This window comes from Thalassotalea agariperforans, from assembly GCF_053470345.1.
Map to the genome: position 1 here is coordinate 1 of NZ_JBQMWH010000002.1, position 25,620 is coordinate 25,620.

General features: G+C 36.9%; 21 protein-coding genes. 5 read left to right on the forward strand and 16 right to left on the reverse strand.

Going from position 1 to position 25,620, the window contains the following annotated elements; genetic code table 11:
• The 12 genes from ACSLUO_RS03230 to ACSLUO_RS03285 form a co-directional block, all read right to left on the reverse strand.
• Positions 1–415 (reverse strand): transposase (locus ACSLUO_RS03230; protein ID WP_448246165.1); only part of this gene is annotated, 415 nt, incomplete at its 3' end.
• Between the two features lie 144 nt (positions 416–559).
• Positions 560–862: a ComEA family DNA-binding protein gene (locus ACSLUO_RS03235; RefSeq protein WP_448246167.1), complete on the reverse strand. Its 303-nt coding sequence runs from the start codon at positions 860–862 to the stop codon at positions 560–562.
• 86 nt (positions 863–948) lie between these two features.
• Positions 949–1,647 carry an orotidine-5'-phosphate decarboxylase gene (pyrF, locus tag ACSLUO_RS03240; RefSeq protein WP_448246169.1) on the reverse strand — a complete coding sequence of 233 codons (699 nt, stop codon included), beginning with the start codon at positions 1,645–1,647 and terminating at the stop codon, positions 949–951.
• A gap of 151 nt (positions 1,648–1,798) precedes the next feature.
• Positions 1,799–2,968, reverse strand: coding sequence for a lipopolysaccharide assembly protein LapB (gene lapB / locus ACSLUO_RS03245; protein ID WP_448246171.1), 1,170 nt, complete (start codon positions 2,966–2,968; stop codon positions 1,799–1,801).
• 17 nt (positions 2,969–2,985) lie between these two features.
• Complete coding sequence (locus ACSLUO_RS03250) at positions 2,986–3,213, reverse strand: lipopolysaccharide assembly protein LapA domain-containing protein (RefSeq protein ID WP_448246173.1); 228 nt, start codon at positions 3,211–3,213, stop codon at positions 2,986–2,988.
• 79 nt (positions 3,214–3,292) lie between these two features.
• Entirely contained in the window at positions 3,293–3,577 is a 285-nt protein-coding gene (ihfB, locus tag ACSLUO_RS03255) for an integration host factor subunit beta (protein WP_448246175.1), read from the reverse strand.
• Positions 3,578–3,661: 84 nt separating this feature from the next.
• A complete protein-coding gene (rpsA, locus tag ACSLUO_RS03260) occupies positions 3,662–5,332 on the reverse strand; it encodes a 30S ribosomal protein S1 (protein WP_448246177.1) in 1,671 nt (556 codons plus the stop codon).
• 107 nt (positions 5,333–5,439) lie between these two features.
• Complete coding sequence (cmk, locus tag ACSLUO_RS03265) at positions 5,440–6,120, reverse strand: (d)CMP kinase (RefSeq protein WP_448246179.1); 681 nt, start codon at positions 6,118–6,120, stop codon at positions 5,440–5,442.
• Positions 6,121–6,231: 111 nt separating this feature from the next.
• Positions 6,232–7,524 carry a 3-phosphoshikimate 1-carboxyvinyltransferase gene (aroA, locus tag ACSLUO_RS03270; protein WP_448246180.1) on the reverse strand — a complete coding sequence of 431 codons (1,293 nt, stop codon included), beginning with the start codon at positions 7,522–7,524 and terminating at the stop codon, positions 6,232–6,234.
• 1 nt (position 7,525) lies between these two features.
• Entirely contained in the window at positions 7,526–8,611 is a 1,086-nt protein-coding gene (gene serC / locus ACSLUO_RS03275) for a 3-phosphoserine/phosphohydroxythreonine transaminase (RefSeq protein WP_448246182.1), read from the reverse strand.
• Between the two features lie 143 nt (positions 8,612–8,754).
• Positions 8,755–11,460, reverse strand: coding sequence for a DNA topoisomerase (ATP-hydrolyzing) subunit A (gyrA, locus tag ACSLUO_RS03280; protein WP_448246184.1), 2,706 nt, complete (start codon positions 11,458–11,460; stop codon positions 8,755–8,757).
• A gap of 740 nt (positions 11,461–12,200) precedes the next feature.
• Positions 12,201–12,722 carry an Mpo1 family 2-hydroxy fatty acid dioxygenase gene (locus ACSLUO_RS03285; protein WP_448246186.1) on the reverse strand — a complete coding sequence of 174 codons (522 nt, stop codon included), beginning with the start codon at positions 12,720–12,722 and terminating at the stop codon, positions 12,201–12,203.
• 171 nt (positions 12,723–12,893) lie between these two features.
• Here ACSLUO_RS03285 and ubiG point away from each other — a divergent pair, with 171 nt between their 5' ends.
• The 5 genes from ubiG to yfaE all read left to right on the forward strand — a co-directional run bounded on the left by ubiG (position 12,894) and on the right by yfaE (position 18,466).
• On the forward strand, positions 12,894–13,601 hold the full coding sequence (gene ubiG, locus ACSLUO_RS03290) for a bifunctional 2-polyprenyl-6-hydroxyphenol methylase/3-demethylubiquinol 3-O-methyltransferase UbiG (RefSeq protein WP_448246188.1): 708 nt from the start codon (positions 12,894–12,896) through the stop codon (positions 13,599–13,601).
• Positions 13,602–13,606: 5 nt separating this feature from the next.
• On the forward strand, positions 13,607–14,260 hold the full coding sequence (locus ACSLUO_RS03295; protein WP_448246189.1) for an HAD family hydrolase: 654 nt from the start codon (positions 13,607–13,609) through the stop codon (positions 14,258–14,260).
• 403 nt (positions 14,261–14,663) lie between these two features.
• The gene (gene nrdA / locus ACSLUO_RS03300) at positions 14,664–16,931 is read left to right on the forward strand and encodes a class 1a ribonucleoside-diphosphate reductase subunit alpha (RefSeq protein ID WP_448246191.1); all 2,268 of its coding nucleotides are present in this window, start codon (positions 14,664–14,666) and stop codon (positions 16,929–16,931) included.
• A 141-nt stretch (positions 16,932–17,072) separates the two neighbouring features.
• Positions 17,073–18,203 carry a class Ia ribonucleoside-diphosphate reductase subunit beta gene (gene nrdB, locus ACSLUO_RS03305; RefSeq protein WP_448246193.1) on the forward strand — a complete coding sequence of 377 codons (1,131 nt, stop codon included), beginning with the start codon at positions 17,073–17,075 and terminating at the stop codon, positions 18,201–18,203.
• A gap of 5 nt (positions 18,204–18,208) precedes the next feature.
• Positions 18,209–18,466, forward strand: coding sequence for a class I ribonucleotide reductase maintenance protein YfaE (yfaE, locus tag ACSLUO_RS03310; RefSeq protein WP_448246195.1), 258 nt, complete (start codon positions 18,209–18,211; stop codon positions 18,464–18,466).
• A 68-nt stretch (positions 18,467–18,534) separates the two neighbouring features.
• On the opposite strand, the gene ACSLUO_RS03315 is transcribed toward yfaE, so the two are convergent.
• The 4 genes from ACSLUO_RS03315 to ACSLUO_RS03330 form a co-directional block, all read right to left on the reverse strand.
• A complete protein-coding gene (locus ACSLUO_RS03315) occupies positions 18,535–19,329 on the reverse strand; it encodes a transporter substrate-binding domain-containing protein (RefSeq protein WP_448246196.1) in 795 nt (264 codons plus the stop codon).
• Positions 19,330–19,593: 264 nt separating this feature from the next.
• Entirely contained in the window at positions 19,594–20,403 is an 810-nt protein-coding gene (locus ACSLUO_RS03320; protein ID WP_448246198.1) for a LytR/AlgR family response regulator transcription factor, read from the reverse strand.
• An 18-nt stretch (positions 20,404–20,421) separates the two neighbouring features.
• The gene (locus ACSLUO_RS03325; RefSeq protein WP_448246200.1) at positions 20,422–21,462 is read right to left on the reverse strand and encodes a sensor histidine kinase; all 1,041 of its coding nucleotides are present in this window, start codon (positions 21,460–21,462) and stop codon (positions 20,422–20,424) included.
• Positions 21,463–21,667: 205 nt separating this feature from the next.
• Positions 21,668–25,111 (reverse strand): 1,3-beta-D-glucan phosphorylase, GH149 family, encoded by a 3,444-nt coding sequence (locus ACSLUO_RS03330; protein WP_448246201.1) that lies wholly within the window; start codon positions 25,109–25,111, stop codon positions 21,668–21,670.
• Positions 25,112–25,620 lie beyond the last annotated feature (509 nt).

The following is a 25,620-nucleotide window of genomic DNA, read 5'->3' on the forward strand; positions in this document are numbered from 1 at the left end:
TAGAAATAAGTGTTGGTGAGACATCAGCATCATACATTTCTTTGAACGTTGCGACGATATCTCGCGTTGTCATACCTTTGGAATACAGGTATAAAATCTTGTCATCCATCGAAGTAAAACGGGTTTGGTTTTTCTTAACGAGCTGAGGCTCAAAACTGGAGTCTCTGTCACGAGGTGCGTTTAAATCAACCTCGCCATCTTCTGTACGAATGGTTTTAGGTGAAAAACCATTACGGTAATTCTGATGCTCAGATTGTTCATGGCGGGCATAACCAAGGTGTTCGTCTAATTCAGCGTTAAGTGCTGCTTCAACCGTTACCTTAGTTAGTATTTTACGAAAGTCAGTTAAGTCTGCTTCGGTTTTAATCGATTTAGCGGCTTGCTTCGCAAACGCTTCAAGTTCTTTCTTATTCATAGTCTGCCTATCCTAAACCCTACATGGGTATTAATGATAGGCAGTTACACAGATTTTGTTACAGGGTCTAAGTTAACTTTGATTAACTTATTTTAAGAGAAAGAGGCTATTCAGCCTCTTTTTTATGCCTTGTTAATGATCAAATTAAATCGTTAAAAAAGCTTTATTTTCGGTCAACACTTTTTCGCCAATGCCTTTCACTTTCTTTAACTGCTCAAGAGAAGTAAATTTACCATGCATTGTCCGATACGTGACTATTGCCTTAGCTCTCACTTCTCCTATTCCTTTTAATTTTGCTAACGTCTTAATATCAGCCTTATTAATATCAACTAATTGAATAGCTGTACTGTTATTCGTTGACTGAACATCATGGTCAACAGCAAAGACAGTAGGCGTTAGAAATGAAATAAGAAGGGTTAAAACGAGTAATAAGCGTGATTTTTGCATAATTCTATCCTTTTAAAAAACCTATTAACATCACAAACTAGTGACCTTAATAGGTTTAGAATTGAATCCGCAATTTGTCAAATATTCTATTTATTTAACGAGTCATTAATCACTTGTAAAACACTATGTGGGTCTTCTGCTTTAGTGATTGGTCGCCCTATTACCAAATAATCAACCCCTATCTCAACGGCTTGAACTGGCGTCATGATCCGCTTTTGATCATCAACGCTGCTACCTTCAGGACGAATACCTGGTGTGATTAATTTAAAATCTTTACCTAATTTATTTTTTAATAACTGCGCTTCTTGTGCAGAGCACACCACACCATCAAGCCCTGCTTGTTTGGTTAAGGTGGCTAAGTGCTCAACTTGCTCGGCTGGTGATTTAGTAATACCAAGCCCTAACAAATCACTTTCTTCCATACTGGTTAATACGGTTACCGCAATTAACAATGGTGCTTTATCACCATAAGGAAGTAGTGCTTCTTTCGCCTTTTCCATCATTTTTAAACCGCCAGAAGCATGAACGTTAACCATCCAGACGCCAAGCTCAGCGGCTGCAGTAACTGCTTTAGCGACAGTATTAGGAATATCATGAAATTTTAAATCTAAAAAAACATCAAAACCTTTACCAACTAATACTTTGACAAATTCAGGGCCAAAATAAGTAAACATTTCTTTGCCAACTTTTAAACGGCAATCACTTGGGTTAATTTTATCAACAAATGCTAAGGCATCGGCTTGATTATTAAAATCTAATGCAACAACAACTTTTGCATCATTCATTATATTTTCCTTCAAAATTTTCAAGTTTTAACTTTTTAAAAACGAATGTACTGATAGGTATTTTATTCTAGATTGGGAAAAGGCACGTTACTTATAAGTTAAGTGAGTACCTTTGACGAAAATATCGAATAAAATAGCAAATAATACGTCGTTATTCGCCTTCTAAACCACGTACGGGTTTTAACTGCTCCCAACCATGGCAAGATGGACAAGACCAATAATGGGTACTGCTATTAAATCCACATGTACGACAAGAGTATCTTGGCTTTATTTTTAAGTATGAGGTGATCAAACCTTTGATCATATCAAGACTTTCCGTATTGCCATTGACACTTTCTTCATTGTTTTGCAATTTTACAAAATGTTTAAAACCACGAATGGTCGGACGACGATTAAGTGCGGTCACCATATAATCTTGTGCTTTTTTATTACCATTTTTTTGTTCAATATGTGTCACATATTTGATCAGCACACTTGTGGAACCTGTTTCATCGTAAGCTTTACGAAGAAATTGATAAAATTCTTTTTCGGCATCTAACTTTAAATAACACTGATGCATGTTTTCTATCACATCAGGGAAAAACTCATTGTCTTGTTGATAAATTTCATTATAACAACGGCAAGCTACATTATATTGCTCTTGATTTTCATAAACTTTCGCTAATAACCAATTTGTCCGACAAGATTGAGGATCAAAACTTAAAGCTTTTTCTAACAGTTCAACAACCTCAATGTACTTATCTTGGCTTAGAGCTGTGGTTGCCAGTTCACAATAAAAGTTAGCTAGAATATGAAGTAATTTTTTATCATTATGTTTAACAACTAACTTTTCCATTGCTAAACCAGCTTGCCAATCACTCGTTGATTGGTAAATTTGAAATAAATAAGTTAACGATTTCAAACCATAAACACGGGTTTTGATCAGGCGCATAAACATATCTTCAGCCCGGTCGTACAATCCGGCACTTAAAAAATCTTTACCTAATTCAAATACCGCTTTTTGCTTCTCTTTTGACGGTAAGTGTTTTTGGTGAACAAGGTGCTCATGTACTCGCAGCGCTCGATCTAGTTCGCCTCGACGACGAAATAAGTTCGCCATAGCAAAATGCGCTTCAACAGTATCATCATCAACTTTAAGCGCTTCAATGAGAAAGTCTATCGCTTTATCTTGTTGATTTGATAATAAATAATTAATACCAGTGGAGAATTTTTTTGATAAAGCTTCTTTAACCGATTGGTCATTTTGCTTAATGCTATTGCGACCCATATACCAACCGTAGGCTGCAGCAATGGGTAATAAAAGAAATGCTAACTCAAGCATAAAATTTTGAAACTCTATTAATTAGTGGATTTAGATTTTAACGATTTAACAATTCGAAATAAAACGGCCGTTAATAAACCGAGTAAAAAACCTATTGTTGTAAACAAGCTCACCGCAGCAGCAACGGAAATTTCTGCTTTTGCGATTAAATAATTGAGGGTAAATAATTGGTTATTTTGACTACCAAAAATAAAAGCGATGGTTAATAAAACAATTAAAAATAGAACCGTAATATACAAGCGCACAGTATATAACCTATTAAAATAAACTTTAAATAAAAAAAAGGCATGCGTATAAGCATGCCAATTTTAATATATTTTGCTTTTACGCGTTAAGATTAACTCGTTCACGTAATTCTTTACCTGGTTTAAAATGAGGAACGTACTTTCCAGCAAGTTCAACAGATTCACCTGTTTTAGGGTTTCGACCTACTCTAGGTGCTCGATAGTGCAATGAAAAGCTGCCGAAGCCTCTGATTTCAATACGCTCACCTTTAGATAAAGTTTGCGCCATCATTTCAAGAATTTCTTTTATTGCTAATTCAACATCTTTCGCAGATAAATGACTTAATTTATCGGCTAATATTTCAATGAGTTCTGACTTGGTCACAGGACCTCCCAGTGTTCATTTTGCTCTCGCAACCTAAAATATACAAGGAGGGAAATCTTCCCTCCTCAACCTAAAACCTAAAGATTAACCTTTAGCGTTTTTAAACGCTTCAGCCATAGCATTTGCAAAACCAGCATCTTCAGCAGGTGCTTGGTTTACATTGTCCATTGCTTGACGTTCGTCAGCTTGATCTTTCGCTTTGATAGATAAGCTAATAGTGCGGTTCTTACGATCAACACCCATAAACTTAGCTTCAATGCTGTCATCAACTGATAACTCTGTAGACGCATCTTCGATACGGTCACGAGAGATGTCAGATACACGTAAGTAACCTTCAACGCCTTCTGCTAATTCAATCTTAGCGCCTTTTGCGTCAACTTCAAGTACTTTACCTGTAACAATAGCACCTTTTTTGTTATCTGTCAGATACTGATTGAACGGATCGTCTTCAGTTTGCTTAACGCCTAATGAAATACGCTCACGCTCTGGGTCAACTTGTAATACAACAGCTGAAATCTCATCACCTTTCTTGTATTCACGAACAGCTTCTTCACCAGCATTCCAAGAAATGTCTGATAAGTGAACAAGACCGTCAATGCCACCGTCAAGACCGATAAAGATACCAAAGTCAGTGATTGACTTGATCTTACCTGAAACTTTATCACCTTTGTTGAAGTTCTTAGCAAACTCTTCCCATGGGTTAGGGATACATTGCTTAAGACCAAGAGAAATACGACGACGTTCTTCGTCAATTTCTAATACCATTACTTCAACTTCATCACCTAAGTTAACAACTTTAGATGGGTGAATGTTTTTGTTAGTCCAATCCATTTCAGAAACGTGAACTAAACCTTCAACGCCTTCTTGGATCTCAACAAAACAACCGTAATCAGTTAAGTTAGTGATACGACCTGTAAGCTTAGCGCCTTCAGGGTAACGGTTAGCAATAGCTACCCATGGATCTTCACCTAATTGCTTCATACCAAGCGATACACGAGTACGCTCACGGTCGAATTTAAGAACTTTAACTTGGATTTCATCACCAACGTTAACAATTTCGCTTGGGTGCTTAACACGTTTCCAAGCCATGTCAGTGATGTGAAGAAGACCATCGATGCCGCCTAAATCAACGAATGCACCGTAGTCAGTAAGGTTTTTAATAATACCTTTAACTTCTTGGCCTTCTTGTAATGATTCTAATAATTGATCACGTTCAACACTGCTTTCTGATTCGATAACAGCACGACGAGAAACAACAACGTTATTACGCTTTTGATCAAGCTTAATAACTTTAAATTCTAAATCTTTACCTTCAAGGTGTGCAGTGTCACGTACTGGACGTACGTCAACTAATGAACCTGGTAAGAACGCACGAATGTCGCTAACTTCAACAGTGAAGCCGCCTTTAACTTTACCGTTGATAACACCGATAACAGTTTCTTTTTCTTCGTATGCTTTTTCAAGAACTTGCCAAGCTTCGTGACGTTTTGCTTTTTCGCGAGAAAGAATTGTTTCACCAAAACCATCATCAGTAGCGTCTAAAGCAACATCAATTTCATCACCAACATTAACATCTACTTCACCAGCATTGTTTTTGAATTGGTCGATTGAAATTACAGATTCAGACTTAAGACCGGCGTCAACTAAAACGTTGTCTTTAGTGATAGCTACGATTGTACCCTTGATAATTGAACCAGGGCGTGTTTCGATTTCTTTTAAACTTTCTTCGAAAAGTTGTGCAAAATTTTCAGTCATAATTTTTTATGAACTCAGTTTTAATCCAATCAACATCATTGTTTTATGGGGTTGTTAATAGAACCTAGCGTATCCATACTTTAGGTTTTGAATATAAATTTGTTTTGTTAATTAAGTTTTTCATTCGCAAATGAAAGGATTTTATTAACCACTTCTTCAATAGAAATGTCAGTAGAATCAATAATTAACGCCCCTTCAGCGGGTACAAGCGGAGCAACCTCTCGGTTCTCATCTCGCTCATCTCGTTGACGTATGTCATCCAAAAGGCGCCCGATTTTAACATCAAAGCCTTTAGCTTTCAACTGATTAAATCGTCGTTCTGCGCGTTCTTCGGCCGAGGCAGTTAAGAATATTTTTACCGGTGCGTCTTTAAAAACAACCGTACCCATATCTCTACCATCAGCAACCAAGCCAGGCAAAACTCTAAATGCCCGCTGACGTCTTAATAAAGCTTCACGAACGCGTGGAAAAGCCGCAACTTTTGAAGCTAAGGCACCAACTTCTTCAGTTCGAATGGAGTTGCTAACATCTTCACCTTCTAAAATAACTTGGCTTTCGCCATCTTTATTAATGGTGAATTGGACATCTAAATGAGCAGCAACAGGAATAAGTGGCTCTTCTTCATCAACACTAATACCGTGATGCTGAGTGGCAACACCTAAAACTCGATAGATGGCGCCACTATCTAATAATTGCCAGCCTAAATGCTCAGCTACTAACCTAGCAGCAGTACCTTTACCTGCACCACTTGGTCCATCAATAGTAATAACTGGAATGCATTCCTGCATAGATTTCTCTCCTAAAGTCGAAAATCGGCAGCATTATACGAGAAACAAAGCATAAAATCGCCAAAAAAATTGTTTCAGTAAATTTCACTGTATTACCAATAAAATTATTTATTAACTTGAAACTTGTGCCAATTTATCAAAATAATCAGGGAATGTTTTCGAAGTACATTTAGGATCATTAATCGTCACTGGCGTATCACTAAGCGCCACTAAAGAAAAGCACATGGCAATACGGTGGTCATCATAAGTATCAATTGCGGCATGTGTGATAACTTCCGGTGGTGTGATAGTAATAAAGTCATCGCCTTCAATAACCTCAGCACCTACTTTTCGTAATTCAGTTGCCATAGCAAATAAACGATCGGTTTCTTTTACGCGCCAGTTATAAATATTACGAATACTGGTTGTACCCTTAGCAAACAGCGCTGTTGTCGCGATTGTCATTGCGGCATCAGGAATATGATTCATGTCCATATCAACAGCGGTTAATGGCGCACCTTTAACCGTAATAGACTCATCATGCCAAATAACTTCTGCGCCCATTTTTTCAAGCACATCCGCGAAATATTTATCACCTTGTACGCTGAGTTTACCAATACCATGTACCGTTACTTCGCCACCTTTAATAGCTGCTGCAGCAAGAAAATAAGAAGCAGAAGAAGCATCACCTTCGACCATATAACGTTCAACGGCTTGGTATGACTGTTCGCCTTTAACAAAAAAAGATTGATAATTGTTATTCTCTACCTGAACACCAAAGCGCGCCATAATATCTAAAGTAATATCAATATAAGGCTTAGAAACTAAATCACCTTCAATTTCAATGGTAGTATTGGTTTTTAATAACGGGGCTATCATTAAAATAGCCGTTAAAAATTGACTTGAAATTGAACCGTCAATGCTAACTTTACTTTCATTTGAATTAGCACTTAACGCTTTACCGTTAATTTTAACTGGCGGATAATCTTTATTTTCAAGATATTCAACATCGGCATTCAATTGATTCAGTGCATCCACTAAATGACCAATTGGACGCTCTTTCATTCTAGGTTCGCCGGTTAACACAAATTCACCGTTACTTGCAGCAAGTGCCGCACAAAGTGGACGCATTGCGGTGCCAGCGTTTCCTAAATATAATTCTAACGGAGCATCTGTATTAAAAAAGCCATTGTTACCAACAACGGTACACTCAGTACCACAGTCACTTAATGTATAACTAATGCCTAAACTGCTTAACGCATTCAGCATGTGTTTAATATCATCACTCACTAAAAGGTTAGTAATTTTAGTTGTACCGTTAGCTAGAGCAGCAATTAATAACGCGCGGTTTGATAAACTTTTTGAGCCGGGTAAAAACACTTCCCCATCAATTTTGTTAATTGGGTGTAAAGTTAGTTGTTCCACGTTATTTGTTCTCCTGCTCAAAGGCTTTCATAAATTCAATAAGGGCATGTACCCCTTCAATTGGCATGGCATTATATATACTCGCACGCATACCACCAACTATTCTGTGCCCTTTTAAGGCTAATAAGTTGTTTTTCTCAGCTTGGGCTAAAAATTCATTATTTAAACTTTCATCCGTTAACCAAAATGGCACATTCATACGACTACGATATTCTGTAACAATATTATTTTGATAAAAATCAGAGCTATCAATAAAATCATAAAGCAGTTGTGCTTTTAATTTATTTTTTGCTTCAAGTGCTTTTACACCACCACAATCTTTTAACCACTGAAAAACTAAACCCGCTAAATACCAAGCATAAGTTGGAGGAGTATTGTGCATAGAGTCATTATCAGCAGATACTTGATAATTCATAATATTAGGCGTGGTTTTTCGGGCCTTACCCATTAAGTCTTCGCGTACAATAACAATCGCTAAACCAGACGGGCCAATATTTTTTTGTGCTCCAGCGTAGATAACGCCAAATTTACTAACATCAATCTCACGCGATAAAATCGTTGAAGACATATCGGCTACTAGCGGAATATCACCCGTTTCTGGAATATCAAATATTTCAATACCATTGACTGTTTCATTCGGGCAATAATGTACATAGCTAGCATCTTTTGATAAAGGCCATTGCTCAACAGGCAAAACAGAAGTTTTCCCGTTTTGCTCTTGGCTAATGCTAATAATATTAACATCTCCAATATTTTGAGCTTCTGATGCCGCCGCTTCAGACCATGAACCATCAACAATATAATCAGCTTTTCCACCTTTAGGTAAAAGATTCAAGGCTACTGCAGCAAATTGACCGCGGCCGCCACCATGGCAAAACAACACTTTATAATTGTCAGGTATGTTCATTAAATCACGTAAGTCTTGCTCAGCTTTATCTGCTAGCGCAATAAAGGGTTTACTTCTGTGGCTCATTTCCATTACTGAACAGCCATGATTTTGCCAATTAATAAACTCTTGTTGCGCCTGTTGCATAACAGGTTGAGGCAACATAGCAGGGCCAGCACAAAAGTTATAAACACTAGACATGATTTAATGTGTCCTTTTTAATTTTAAAGTTGATATTTAAATTTACAAAAATCCCAAACCTATGGTGTTAATAGATTTGGGATTTAAAAAATAGAAAATGGGCGGTATTGCTGCCGCCCATTAATTGTTTAAACGCGTAAAGATTAGTCGGTAGTGTCTTCCGAAGAACTTGCTTCAGATGCACTATCAACGTCAACACTTGGTGTTTCAGAAGTCGCTAAGCCCTCTTCTGACGCTTCATCAACAAGCACTTCTGCTTCTTCAATTTCGTCAATACGTTGTAAAGCAACAACATGTTCGTCTTCTGCCGTTCTGATCAAGCGAACACCTTGGGTATTACGACCAATAACACTCACTTCATTAACGCGGGTACGTACTAAAGTACCGTTGTCTGTGATCATCATAATTTCGTCGTTATCTTCAACTTGAACTGCGCCAACCACTTTACCGTTACGCTCGCTCACTTTAATAGAAACAACACCTTTAGTTGCACGACTTTTCGCAGGGTATTCTTCAAGGGCAGTACGTTTACCGTAACCGTTTTCCGTAACCGTTAGAATAGGTCCGTCATTTTTCGGTACAATCAGTGATACCACTTTTTGCTCACCTTCTAAGCGAATACCACGAACACCCGTAGCTGTTCGTCCCATAGCACGTAGTGCATGAATTTCTTCGCCAGTTTCAGGATCGATTTTCACTTCACCGGTTTCGCTATCACGTTGTTTCTCGTTAAAGCGAACCACCTTACCTTCATCTGAGAACAACATGATGTCATTTTCACCGTTAGTAATGTCAACACCAATTAACGTGTCATCATCACGTAAGTTAAGGGCAATAATACCGCCATTACGTTGATTAGAATATGCTTTTAATGGTGTTTTCTTAACTGTACCTGAAGCTGTCGCCATGATAATAAACTTATCATCTTCGTATTCTCGAACCGGCAAGATCGCGGTAATACGTTCATCAGCCTCAAGTGGTAATAAATTAACAATTGGACGACCACGTGCCGTTCGGCTTGCTAATGGTAATTGATACACTTTTAACCAGTATAATTTACCACGATTAGAGAAACATAAAATCGTGTCATGAGTATTAGCCACTAATAAACGCTCGATGAAATCTTCTTCTTTCATCTTAGTTGCGGCTTTACCTTTACCACCACGACGCTGCGCTTCATAATCCGATAACACTTGGTATTTAACGTAACCTTCATGAGAAAGAGTAACAACCACATCTTCTTCACAAATTAAATCTTCTAACGAAATATCATGTGAAGCAGAAGTGATTTCTGTACGACGTTCATCACCAAATTCATCACGAATAGCTTCTAATTCTTCTTTGATCACTTCCATTAAGCGTTCAGGGCTAGCAAGAATGTGCATCAATTCAGCGATTAATTCTAATAAATCTTTATATTCATTAAGAATTTTTTCATGTTCCATACCAGATAATTTGTATATCTGTAATTCAACAATCGCTTTTGCTTGTTCCGCAGTTAAATAATATAAACCGTCACGAATACCGTATTCAGGCTCTAACCATTCAGGACGAGCAGCATCGGTACCAGCACGCTCTAACATGCCAGCAACATTACCTAACTGCCAACCTTGAGCAATTAATTTTTCTTCTGCTTCTTTACGGTTATTTGAGTTTTTAATTAACTCAATAATTGGGTCTATATTAGCAAGAGCAATCGATAAACCTTCTAATATATGCGCGCGTTCACGGGCTTTTCTTAATTCGAAAATTGTTCGACGAGTTACCACTTCACGACGATGCAGTAAGAAAGCTTCAAGCATTTCTTTCAGGTTAAATAATTTAGGTTGGCCGTCAGTTAACGCCACCATATTTAAACCAAAAGACACTTGCATTTGTGTCAGTTTAAATAAATTATTTAAAACAACTTCACCAACTTCACCGCGCTTGATTTCTATAACCATACGCATACCGTCTTTATCAGACTCATCACGTAAAGCAGAAATACCTTCTAAGCGTTTTTCTTTAACTAACTCGGCCATTTTTTCAATTAAGCGAGCTTTGTTAACTTGGTAAGGAAGTTCATGAACAATAATGGTTTCTTTACCCGTAGCTTCATTAACTTCTATTTCAGCACGAGCGCGAATTTTAATTTTACCGCGACCTGTTTTATAGGCTTCGATAATACCCGCTTTACCACTGATAATACCGTGCGTTGGAAAATCAGGGCCTGGTATATATTCTAATAATTCATCAATGGTTAAATCATTATTATCAATTAACGCTAAGCAACCGTTGATCACTTCTGTTAAGTTGTGAGGCGGAATATTCGTTGCCATACCAACAGCAATACCAGACGTACCATTCACTAATAAATTAGGAATACGTGTTGGCATTACAGCAGGAATATGTTCAGTACCATCGTAGTTAGGTACAAAATCAACGGTTTCTTTATCTAAATCAGCTAAAATTGAATGGGCAATTTTTGCCATTCTAATTTCGGTATAACGCATTGCGGCTGCTGAATCACCATCAACAGAACCAAAGTTACCTTGGCCATCAACCAACATGTAACGAAGCGAAAATGGCTGAGCCATACGAACAATAGTATCGTAAACAGCAGTATCACCATGCGGGTGATATTTACCGATTACATCACCAACCACACGGGCTGATTTTTTATATGCTTTATTCCAGTCATTACCTAATACATTCATCGCGAATAAAACACGACGATGCACAGGTTTCAAACCGTCACGTACATCAGGAAGTGCTCGGCCAACAATAACGCTCATGGCGTAATCTAGATACGAGCTTTTTAACTCGTCTTCAATATTGACTGGGACGATTTCTTTTGCCAAATCGGTCATAGGTCGATGGTATCCCTTTTATTTAAGAAAATAACTAAGAAGAAACTCAGAAAATTTCGAAATTATTATTATATTAACAACAGCGCATACTAACACAATTTCTGCGCATGCCAAACTGCTTTATAACAAGACATTTTGCGCGGTATCCGATACGATTTCAAGTAAATATTTATGGAACCGGCAGTTAAAGTTAAGTTGTTGAAAATTTTGTAAATAAGTTGATTTTTTAGACAGCTAAAATTAAATCACACGGCAGCTGTTCGATTTATAAACAGTTAACCAAGCAGCTGATCAAGAACAACGATTAGCGAAGGTGAAATTCAACCTATTTTAGTGGTAATTTTTCACAAATTTATCTTGTACTAAATTATTAGAGCGTATTGACCTTTCGGGTATCATTTTTGTTCTAACTGAGCGCTTTCAGAACAAGGCGCGAGCGATGTAATATAGTTATTCTCGACAACTGCTCCTGCGTTGCCCTAATAACCTGCATCCATACAGGAATATATAAAAAGTGAGTAACGCAGTGCTGGAAACGCTCAGGACGAACCCGAAGGGCAACATCTGTATGGACTTTCTACTACGTTATCGCTCATTTATGTAGAACAACTACACCCAATCGCTCTGCCTTGTATAAAACCCATACAGACTGTTGCAAAAATATACAGAAAAGTTCAACACGCTCTAGTACATAACAAATATTGCTTGAGAATATTCATTGCGATTTAGCAACCTATATTTTATTTTGCCATTTTCTTTCGATAAGCAATTGCTGTTTGGTGGATCTTGTCAGCCAACTCCTTTTCAAAACCACAAGCAAAATACAATTCGGCAATCAAAAATAATGGGCCAATCAATAGTTGCTTGATGTCATCAAAAAAAGCGGGTTTGGCTTGTTCAAAATAATGCCCTAAAAATTGACATAACCAGCCGATAATAAATACCGTTACTGCCAACCAATAAACATAAATATGGTCGTTATATAAAGAAGCATGATAAAAAATGGGCGAGAGTAAAATAATTGCCCAAAAAGCAAGTCGGCTATTAAGTAGTAAATAATAGATAAACAACGCAAGCGCTAAAAACGGTAACACCGAATGAGTTTGTATTTTTTCTGCAATTTCAACCGTAAAAGTCAATGTACTGAATACCAAGGCAATTGCCCATAATATCAGTGGCACGCCAATAAAGTGGCTGATGACATTTTTTTTATTAAGATGAACACTTTTATAACGCGATAAATGCGCTTCTATCTTTCTCATGATTAAGCTTTTATCCCTCTTATTTCTACCACGAATAGTTCGAAATCAGCTTCATTATATGAGTTGGCATTGATTAAACCTAATCAAAATTCAGTTAACTTAAGCTAAGACGCTAGGTTTCAGAAAATGATTCGTTTAGAATGACTAAAAATATCAAATATATGTAAAATTATGAGCCAACCATTAAACGTTAATTTAGACGAAATTGCCAAATTTGAAGAAGTTGCCCATCAATGGTGGGATTTACAAGGTGATTTTAAACCACTACATCAAATCAACCCATTACGCCGACAATTTATTATTCAGCATGCTGAAAATATTTTTGAACAAGCAATCATTGATGTTGGTTGTGGTGGCGGCATTTTAGCCGAAAGTTTAGCTAAATTAGGCGCTAATGTTACCGGTATTGATATGGGTGAAGAGCCTTTAAACGTTGCCAAACTGCACGCATTAGAATCTGGTGTTAGCGTTAATTATGAAAAAATTACTGCCGAAGAAAAAGCTCAAAGCTGCCCTGAACAATTTGATATTGTTACTTGTATGGAAATGCTAGAGCATGTGCCAGATCCGCAATCGGTTGTGCAAGCCTGCGCCAAATTAGTAAAACCTGGCGGTTATGTGTTTTTTTCTACCCTAAATAAAACCATCAAATCATATCTTATGGCGATTGTCGCGGCTGAAAAACTATTAAAGTTAGTTCCTAATGGTACGCATGATCATGATAAGTTTATTAAACCATCACAACTTATCAGCTGGGCAGAACAAGCACAATTAAAGTGTATTGACGCTACCGGTATCCATTACAACCCGATAACTGAAAATCATAAGCTTGCTGCTGGTTTAGATGTTAATTACCTTCTCTGTTGTCAAAAGGTCTAATAGTTATGCCTAAAATTACCGGAGTATTATTCGATTTAGATGGCACGATATTAGATACTGCTGACGATCTTGGTGCAGCCTTAAATTTTGTTTTAACCGAGTATAACTTACCCACAGTCACCAGTGAAGCTTATCGCCCTATTGCATCTGATGGCGCCAAAGGCTTATTAGAATTAGGTTTTGGTGACAAAATAAGTGATTATGATTTTGCCACGCTTCGTCAAATGTTTCTCAATTATTATGAAGATAATATTGCTCATCATACCAAGCTATATGATGGCATTACCGAGCTTATTGATGAATTAAACGCTAAAAACATCGCTTGGGGCATTGTCACCAACAAACCTGAAGGTTTGACGTTAAAATTATTACCACATTTTCCTGAGTTAGCGCAGTCACAAGTTATGGTAGGAGGAGATTCATTAGCTGAACGTAAACCACATCCAGCCCCCCTATTATATTCACTGGATAAAATAAACGTACCTGCCCAGCAATGTTTTTATGTGGGTGATGCCCCTCGGGATATTGAAGCTGGAAATCGAGCAAATATGCCAACGATTATTGCTGGCTGGGGCTATATTTCAAACATTAATGATTGCGACACTTGGCAAAGTGATCATTTGTGTTTATCGCCAACCGATATTTTGGCCTTAATTTAGCCTAAAAATCGCACATAATTAACCTTGTTCAATTTAAGGGATTAAGTCGCAGTAAAATGCGTTATTACAAATCGCTATAACGCATTTTAAAAAATAAATTATTAATTCTATATCAATAAAAAAGTTAAAATAAAGTTTGCCTTTCTCAAAAAGTAAAATTGAAAAGCACTACTACGTTAGTGACAACTAACCCTAAAAAAAATTGAGTAAAAAGTGTGATTTTCTACGTAATTTTAACACTTGCAAAACAGTTAAAACCTCACTATCTTGTGTCTAGAAAAAAAAACAACCCAAGATGTTGTGTATGAATTGTTCAAACGGCACAATTGCTAAACAATTTGTATATAACGTAAACTTTAACCGTCTTAATAATAAAAATTATAATTAGATAAACAGGTCCTTCATGAATAGCAATCTCTTCGTAACCAAACGTAATGGCGAAAAAGAAGCCATTGATCTTGAAAAAATTCACAAAGTCATCGCATGGGCCGCAGAAGGTCTTGAAGATGTTTCTGTTTCTCAAGTTGAATTAAAATCTCATATCCAATTTTATGACGGTATTAAAACCGGTGATATCCACGAAACTATTATCAAATCAGCCGCTGATTTAATTTCGGAAGAAACACCAGATTATCAATATTTGGCTGCCCGCTTAGCTATTTTTCATTTACGTAAAAAAGCTTATGGCCAATTTGAGCCACCCGCGTTATATGGTCACGTAGTTGATTTAGTAGAGCGTGGTAAATACGATCAACATTTATTAGTTGATTACGATCAAGCAGATTTTGAAGCGATGGAAAAATTCATCGTGCATAGTCGTGATCTCGACTTTAGTTATGCCGCGGTAAAACAACTTGAAGGTAAATATTTAGTTCAAAACCGTGTTTCTGGTGAAATTTACGAAAGTGCACAGTTTTTGTATGTTCTTGTTGCTGCTTGCTTATTTGCTAAATATCCAAAATCTGAACGTTTAGCCTACGTAGAAGGCTTCTATCATGCTATTTCTACCTTTAAGTTATCGCTACCAACCCCGATCATGGCCGGTGTTCGCACCCCTACTCGTCAATTTTCATCATGTGTGTTAATTGAATGTGGTGATAGCTTAGACTCAATCAACGCCACTTCAAGTGCTATTGTTAAATATGTTTCTCAACGTGCGGGTATTGGTGTAAATGCCGGTAGAATTCGTGCTTTGGGTAGTAATATTCGTGGCGGTGAGGCTTTCCACACAGGTTGTATTCCATTTTACAAACACTTTCAAACAGCAGTAAAAAGTTGTTCTCAAGGTGGTGTTCGTGGCGGTGCAGCTACGTTATTTTACCCACTATGGCATTTAGAAGTTGAAAGCTTATTAGTACTGAAAAATAACCGTGGTGTTGAAGAAAACCGCGTTCGTCATTTAGATTATGGTGTGCAATTTAATAAATTAATGTACCAACGCTTGATCAAAGGTGAATCTATCACTTTATTTAGCCCAAGCGATGTCCCTGGTTTATACGATGCGTTCTTTGCAGATCAAGACGAATTTGAACGTTTATATACACAATATGAAGCGGATGAGTCAATTCGTAAAAAACGTATTAAAGCGATTGAGATTTTCAGCTTATTTGCTCAAGAAAGAGCAAGTACTGGACGTATCTATTTACAAAACGTTGACCACTGTAATACTCATAGTCCATTCAGACCAGAAGTTGCGCCGATCAGACAAAGTAATTTATGTTTAGAGATTGCGTTACCAACAAAACCAATGAAAGAAGTTAATGATCCAGACGGTGAAATTGCTTTATGTACACTTTCTGCCTTTAACCTAGGTGCAATTGAAAGTTTAGACGAATTGGAAAGTTTAGCTGATTTAGCCGTACGCGCGCTTGATAACTTATTAGATTATCAAGATTACCCTGTTCCAGCGGCATATACGGCAACAATGGGCCGACGTACTTTAGGTATAGGTGTTATTAACTACGCTTATTACTTAGCTAAAAATGGGGTTTATTACTCAAATGGTAGTGCCAATAATTTAACCCATCGTACCTTTGAAGCGATCCAGTACTACCTATTAAAAGCATCAAACAACTTAGCTAAAGAACAAGGTGCTTGTCCTTTATTTAATGAAACACGTTTATCACAAGGTATTTTACCAATCGATACTTATAAAAAAGAAATCGATAAAGTAACAAATGAACAGTTACATTTAGACTGGGAAGGTTTACGTGAAAGCATTAAACAACATGGCGTACGTAACTCTACAGTTTCAGCATTAATGCCATCAGAAACCTCATCACAAATCTCTAATGCAACTAACGGTATTGAGCCTCCTCGTGGTTTGATCAGTGTAAAAGCCAGTAAAGATGGCGTGTTAAAGCAAGTGGTTCCTGAATATAAACGATTAAAGAATAACTACGAGTTATTATGGAATATTCCTAATAATGACGGCTATTTAGAGTTAGTTGGTATTATGCAAAAGTTTGTTGATCAAACCATTTCTGCTAACACAAATTACGACCCATCACGTTTTGAAGGTGGCAAAGTACCGGTAAAACAAATCATTAAAGATTTATTAACCGCCTACAAATTAGGGGTTAAAACCATGTATTACCATAATACACGTGATGGCGCTTCTGATATTCAGGAAGAAAGTGACGATTGTGCCGGCGGCGCTTGTAAGATCTAAGTACTTTATTCACCTACTGATTTTATTGAATATGCATCGTTGGTTTACAAAACTAACGATGCAACCAGCAAGCTAACGATAAAAATTCATTGCTGTTATTACACGACAATATTGCACTAGCAATATATTTGGGAGAAAACAATGTCGTACACCACGTTTAACCAAACACCTACAAATGCTTTAATTGAACCTATGTTTTTAGGTAACAGCGTTAATGTTTCTCGCTATGATCAGCAGCGCTATATGGCTTTTGAAAAGTTGATTGAAAAACAACTTTCGTTTTTCTGGCGTCCAGAAGAGGTTGATGTTTCAAAAGATCGTGCTGACTGGCAAAGTTTAACCAGCTCTGAAAAACATATTTTTATTTCAAACCTAAAATATCAAACGTTACTTGATAGTATGGCAGCCCGTTCTGTTAACGCGGTATTATTGCCATTAGTGTCTTTACCTGAGCTTGAAACCTGGATTGAAACATGGGCATTCAGTGAAACCATTCACTCACGTTCATATACTCATATTTTACGTAACTTATTCACTGAACCTGGTGAGATATTTGACGATATTGTTGTAAACCCTGCCATTTTAAAACGCGCTAGCAGTATTGCTAAATACTTTGATGATGTAATTTTAACAACCCAGTTATTACAATCACAAGGTGAAGGAGAATATGAGGTTGAAGGCAAAACAGTAGAAGTCACTAAACGTAAGTTAAAAGAACGGTTATTTTTAGCTATTTGCTCTGTTAATGCGTTAGAAGCAATACGTTTTTATGTCAGTTTTGCTTGTTCATTTGCTTTTGCTGAACGTGAATTACTTGAAGGTAATGCCAAAATAATCAAGCTTATTGCTCGTGATGAAGCTTTACATTTAACTGGTACTCAACACATTCTCAACAACTGGTTCTCAGGTAAAGATGATCCTGAAATGAAAGAAATTTCAGATGAATTACGTGAGCAAGGCAAACAAATATTTCTTGATGTAGTTGAACAAGAAAAAGAATGGGCACAATACCTGTTCAAAGATGGTTCAATGATCGGCCTTAATGCGGAAATCTTAAACCAATATATTGAATATATTAGTAATCAACGAATGGCTGCTATTGGCTTTGATGCTCCTTTTAGCATTAAAAGTAATCCATTACCTTGGATGAACGCTTATTTGGTAAGTGATAACGTACAAGTTGCGCCACAAGAAACCGAGATTTCTAGCTATTTAGTTGGTCAAGTTGATTCATCTGTAGCCTCTGATGATTTTGACGATTTCGATTTATAGTAAATATGTCTTTTAGTATCACCATCGGGGAACGTGAAATAGCCTTCCTCGATGAAGATAAAACTATTTTAAACACATTAGATCGAGAAAACATAGAAAGCCATTACCATTGTCGAGATGGTTATTGTGGTGCTTGTCGTTGCACCCTAGTAAAAGGCTCAATTAATTATCCGCAGGGTGAACCTCTGGCATTTATTGGCGAGAATGAAATTCTCACTTGCTGTGCCATTCCTGTCTCTAACATCACGCTAGAAATAGATTAAACAAGGTGAAAAAAGCTTAAAGAGCTAGATCACAATTAAAACCCTAGCGCAATTCCGCTACTTTCAGCTCATGGCCGATAAATATATTTTTCATTCGCCATGACAGCTTTAGTTTCCTCTGTCATAAAATGATTTTCTAATCTAAATATCTTTCGTTCATTAAGCTTAGCACGAGTTAATAAATTTTTACTCGATGGCTCATTTTCAAAAAAACGTTGAAAACTGCCATCATTAATCGCTTTATGTAAACCGAGTTTAATTCGTTCATATAACAAAGCATTGTCATTATTAACAAAAAAATAAAACGGCGAAGGATAATAAATGGCTAATGTTTCTTCGACTTGTATATCATCAAATAACTCGGCTTCTGACCATATTTCATGAACAGATCTTGGCATATAGTCAAAACGTTTAAATCTTAACATTTTCATTAACGTTGCGTGATCAGCCGCTTGTATTAAACGATAGTTATTCGCTAACAAAATATCCGAATCTGGCCAATATCTCCCTTGTCCCGCCAATATTTTTTTTAATTGTGCTTCAGATTGTATTTGCTCAAACCTAGCTTGCTCATCTGCTCTAATAAGAAAAATACGAAAGCCGCCCAAACCTTTAAGTGCTGGTACTCGAATAGGTTTTAATTTAATTTCTCGCTCTGGTGATGTCATTGTCCAAGTAACATCTAAGCGATTATCAATGATTTCAGCAATGGCTCTTTGCTGTAACATAGGTAAAGGTGCACTAATTAACTGATAAGGGCCAAATTCGGCTTTGGTTTTTTCTAAGACAAGTTTTAATAATGATAAAAAATAGATGTCATCTTGAGTGTAATCTCCGCCTATATGAGGGTGTTTTATCTTCATAACTGTCGCTTTTTCCGTTGAAAAAACCTGACTAGAAAATAAAACTAATATCATGAATAACAAAGAATAAAAACAAAACGCTAAATAGGATGTTCGGTTAAACAAGCTTATCTCCTTTGTCATATGATTAGTTAAACGAGAGCGTGTTGACCTTAATTAACTCGTTATCCGCAAATATATTTATCTCAATTAAACGATTATGGTTCACAATTGTTTTAAAACAAAAGAAATAGTTCAAAAAACACACTAAAAGTGTAACGCGATCTAGTCAATAAAACGTTTGATCACATCTCGATAATTGCGGCTCACTTTCACTTGATCATATTCCCCTAACATCAAAATAAACTCACCTTTTGCCTGTGGGATCACTTTTTCAATAAAGTTAAGATTAACAATGGTTGAACGATGTACTCGTTTAAATATTTCAGGGTCAAGCTCATCTAATAAACTTTTTAAGGTACTGCGTTTAATATGAGTAACGCCATCAACATGTAAACAAACATAATCACCGGCAGCATCTATCCACTCAATTTCAGCCTGTTTTAATAGGGTAATGTCATCTTTTTCTTTGATCACCACTTTACGTTCAAGTTTATCTTCCGCTGATTGCGCAGGGAAGCTCATGGCGGATTGTTCGGACTCTTCCCGAGTATTAATACTATCAATTGCACCAATAATACTATGCTTATTATCGCTTTCACCATCAAGTGCTAAGCGCTCTTCTGCCCTCTTTACCGCTCGCTCAATACGCTCAGCATCCAAAGGTTTTAATATATAATCAACAGCATGCACATCAAAAGCATCAAGCGCATATTGCTCATATGCCGTAGTAAACACCACTAGAGGAACAATATCTGATTGAATTTTTTCGACAACACCAAAGCCATCAATACCAGGCATTTGAATATCAAGAAACAGCAGATCGGGTGACAATGCCATGGTGGCGGCAATGGCTTCTCGGCCATTTTTGCATTCAGCGATAATTTCAATTTGTGGAATTTTATTTAACTTAGCGCGTAACATATCACGCGCTAATGGTTCATCGTCAACTATGATGGTACGTAATATATTCATAGGTTACCTGTGGTTACATTAACGAGTGGGTAAATGTTCATAGGGTATTTTGATCGTTGTTTTTATACCTCCAGTCGGCATAATAGTTAACTCGAAGGTATAATTTTTTTCATATAATACTTTTAACCGTTCATCGATATTACTTAAACCAACACCACGGCCACTCGAGCGATTAATTTTACTTTTTGCTACTTGACCACCTAAGCCTGTATCACTTAGTTCAAGCACTAATTGTTTATCAACAACACGAGCAAGTAAACTTATCGTACCACCCTCTTCACTTTGTGCAATGACATGTTTCATTGAGTTTTCAATGATAGGTTGAATTAATAAACTAGGCACATGAGCGGATCGTGCTTCATCACTTATATCAAAATCTAACGTTAAACGATCGCCAAAACGGGTTTTTTCAATTTCTAAATATAAATTTAACGCATTTAATTCATGCGCTAACGCCAGTTTTGTATCAGGGTTATGATCTAATGAATAACGTAAAAATTTACTCAATTGAACTGTCATTAATTGCGCGCGCTCTGGTGCTTCAATTTCTATTAAGGAATTGATGGCATTTAAGGTATTGCATAAAAAATGAGGATTGAGCTGATAACGTAACATTTTAATTTTGGCATCACGGGCAACCGTTTGGGCGGTCATGCGTTTGAGCTGCTCTTCTCTCGCTTCAGCTTCCGCTGCCAGCATAATTAAATGCTCTTTTTGTAATAATTGGTAGTATTTAATGCCATGAAAAAATCCCGCCCAACATAAAAAAACAAAAATGCTACTGAAAAACCAACCACCAAATTCAGCCCAAAGATTATCTGCATCAATAATTAATAAAAACAGATACATTCGGGCAAGGGTCCAAATTAGCGCAACAAAAAACACACAAACAAAACTAATTACCAGACGTACTAAAGCCGATTTATCCCAGATGCGAATAAATATCCAATAAAGTGGCATAGACATTAATAAACCTAACATGGACTGTAACAAGGTATGAATTATGTGGCTCCAACCAAGCTCTGCGTACCATAAGGTTAAGGTAAATAAACTGATCACCGCTAGAAATAGCCAAAAACAAAGCTGCATTGACCAAAAGTATGAAATCGGTTTTTTATCTTTTATGCTAAATATAACGATAACCTTTTGTAAATCTTAAATATGTCATGAAAGTAACTTTCAAACTGTACCTCAAAATTAAAGATAGCACAGTTAGAAAATTATATTGCTCAATTACTTAAGTTAAAAGCATAGTTTTATTCATCTAGCCGGCAAAGAGAATATTTTTATTGAAAGTAACGGTAATACTTTTTATCTCGCCACTGCGGGTAAACAGTTTTTTGCTCATCGTAGGTGATAAGGTATCAGAAGAATAGCTTGCAGGCTCAGCTCCTGTTACTGTTATGTCCATCGATTGCTCATTGGTTAACTGATAAATTATCGGCACCTGACACCAAGTAAACGCTAAACTATTGGCAGGTATGTTGAGGTTTTGCCATTGCTGAGTAACATCTAAGTAAGTAAATATAGCCGGTTCTTTGGTAAACTCACAGGCCCTTAATAAATAAGGTTTAAACGCAACCTGACCATCATTAACCCGCAAACCAAGTTCAGCAAAGCGTGTTAACACTTCTTCTTTCACTTGTCCTGTCATTCCTGGTTGTTGAGCGCCAGCATGTTTTGGCGTATGAGAATAAGGGTCCATCGGGAATGCGCCATATTCTTGTGGCGTTTTGTTAAAACCGATCCCTTGGCGAATACGATAGTACCAATTAGCAAGTGCAAAAATATCTGCTGCATCGGCGTTATTATCAATCGCGGTAAAAAAGTTTTCTTCAACGGCTAATAATAACTTAGTCACCATATGCCAATAAATTGAACCTAATCCTTCAAAACCAAACATACCACCAGAGCGACCGGTAAAGGCTTTATGATTAAACACATTTTCATATAACTGCTGAATTTCAGTGCTTGCATGGTTTATTTCATCCTTATAATTAACGGGCAAATTATTTAATGCTTTGACCAAGTCCTCTTTATTATTAATATTACCGTTAAAACGTAACTGGCCTTGTTCATCTTCAATAATAATTGATTGCTGATCTTGCGCTAATAATTGTGTTAACAATGGAATATCACGAGCTTGTTCACTGGCAATACAGTTTTTTTCAAGGAATTTAGCTAAGTTTCTGTCGGGGTAAAGCATAAAGGTTGCTTGGTCATCACGATAAACGTCACTACTAAACAAGGTCTCTAATACCGAAACCGTTTGCTTAGCCGACAAATATCCTGCACTTAAAGCTGATACTTGCCCTTCAAGCATAGGATAAAGTTCATCAACGGTTAATGAATGTTCAGCAAATTCCACCAAGTTATATGCATTAAATAACTTATCTTGGCGTTCATTATTTTTAATTGACGCATCAATCGCAACTAAAGCATTACTCAACAGTAATTGGATATCATCAAGCGCTCGCGCTTGTTTGCCACTAAAGCTTTCTTGCTGGTAAATAGCTGCGCGATAATCACTGGCTGCTCTGCCTAAATCTTCAGTCACCTGATATTTTTGTTGTCCGGTTAACGTATTTTTTTCCAACTGTTGCGCTAAAGCACTAAAAATTTCCGACGTTCTACCAAGCCAAGTATTTACTTCAGTTGATAGTTCAACCGTGCCTTGTTCACTGGTTAACTGTCCTTGTAAAAAGGCGATATAACGTCGTAAATAACCAAGTGTTACCATAGATAGCCCTTGGCCAACTAAAGCATTGTTGGCATCATTCCACTCTGGTCGTTGAGTATTTAACCAAATGCCGCCGTCAACAACAAAATTACCTAATTTACACAGCATGGCAACAAGCAATTTTTCAATTAAGTTAACTTGATAAACTTGGCCGTTACCATCGAGTAATAATTTACCATCAGCGCCAATTTCACTTACCCGCTGCTCAATACGCTGGGCTAACTCATTATCATATGTGACTGTGCTTTTGGCATTTTCAACCATGTCAGCAAAAGCTTTAATACGGTAAGGCACATTGGCATAACTAAAAATAGGTAAATGATATAATTCAGTTAATTTTTCAGGGTGAAATTGCTTAGAAAGCTCAAGTAATTTTTGCAAATAAATGATTTGATGATCGCCCCAATAACCAATATAGCTCCATGGGTCATCCGGCTCCTCCACTTCCCAATCAATGCCTTCTTTGGTAATGCGGTAAGGGTTATAACCGTCAACAGTAGAAGCATTAACAAATTTTGCAATAACACTTTCAATAAACTCAGGATAACTAAAAGTTAATGCCTCCCAGTTTTGAAAAATATCACGCCAGTTACCTTGGTATGACAATAAGCGCTTGTTGTTTTCATCGACTAATTTAATAGCAAACTGATTCCACGGTCGGCTAGGATCACCATGGCGACGACCAAACGAAATCGGTAAATATTCACTGGCTAATCGAGTGAGTTGTAGATCATTTTGATTTAAAATTAATTGCGACAATTGCGCAAAAGCAATGGTTTTAGGTAAAGCCGCTAAAAACGCTTGATGTTGCTGATAAACTGGCTGATTAAATATGGCGATGGTTTTAGCAAAATCTTGGCTGTTAATGTTGTACTGTTCATCAAAAATACCACCACGTAAGACATTAAATAAAACGTTAGCATAATGATGCGCCGTGACATTTTCTTCTGCCGTTAATTGAAAGCCGTCAGCACTTGCCATAATTCGAGCTAACGCATCAGAGCCACTTTCAATCGAGGTTGCGATTGCCTGAGCAACAACATCAGGTTGTTTAAGTTGCTGTTGTAATGAAACCACAGCTTGTTGTGTCATTTCAACGTTAGCAACAAACTGCCATGTTTGTGATGAATTTGCATCAAGCGTTAATAAGCTATTGATAAAATAAGCACCACGAATGCCACGCTTTAAGGTTTCTTGTACTATTTTTTGACCTTTTTTAAAGCCGTCTATTTGCTCATTCGACAACAATGTTTTTACTTCAGTTAAGCCTAAGCTAAAAACAGTATTTGCTTTTAACGACTCACAAGGCTCTGCACGATCGGTGATACCTGAATATAAGGTAAAATAAGCAAGCCGACTTACTTCATCAAGTTCGGTCCATTTATAGGCATCCACTAAATTACTAGAGTTAGTTTGAGTGTATCTTGGTGTACCCGCGGGTAAAATATTTTGCATACCATCAACAATTTCAATGTTACGGTTTTCGGATGCTAAATTATCAAGTTGACAGTTTCTAACAAAACCAAATTTATCACTGGTACACCAAGTGTAGCTATAGGCTAGCTTTAGGTCATGATTGATTTCTTCAAAGCATAATTTATTGCCTAAAACATTTTTATATACGTTACGCGTTACCTTAAATCGACCATTATGCTCTTTATTAAACGGTTCCCAAACAACTAGGCTTTGTTCATTGCTGCTTACACGAATTAAGGTTTTACAGCCGGTATTTAAATAACTATCATGAATTTTATCTACGGTTTCATATGGAAACAACGGCGTTTCTGGCGATACTCGCCCTGCTGTTAAACCTCCTGTTGTTGAAACAAATAACCAATGGTCACTGTTGGAGACAACACTGATAAAAAATGGCGCCATCTCATCCATGTTTTCGATCAGATAAAAACGTTCATTATTTTTGCTGATGAATTTACCTGATGTTTTATTGGTTACTGTTTGCTGATGCATCGCTAAAGTTCTCCAACCAAACCGTTATCAATTTATCGTTATTCGGGTAAATAAATATTGTGGTTCAGTTATTATCTTGATAAAAAATTAAAATTTGGTGCTTAATTTTTAAAAGCATAAAGAAGGAATGAACGAAGACAATGTAAATAAGCTAAAGCGGACTTTATTTGCGATTAACCGTATAAATTCTCAATATTACGTTAAAATCACCATGAAATTGCTAACAGCAACCGCCTAATTTTATTACTCGCCGTGAGCTACAAACGATGTGTTAAAGCGCTGAAACGTTTCCTAAAACAACTTCTTTTAACAAGGTAGGTGTTACCACTTAACTAATGGTAAATATCAACAAAAATTTCATTTTAATGACAATTTGTCCGCTTTATCTCACTGAAAAACCACTTTAACGCATTTCTATCACAGCGCATTTTTTGTTGTGCTATTCCTACACTAAGACATAACCATCACATTAAACACAAAAAGCAAAATACCAGTTGCTAAACAATATT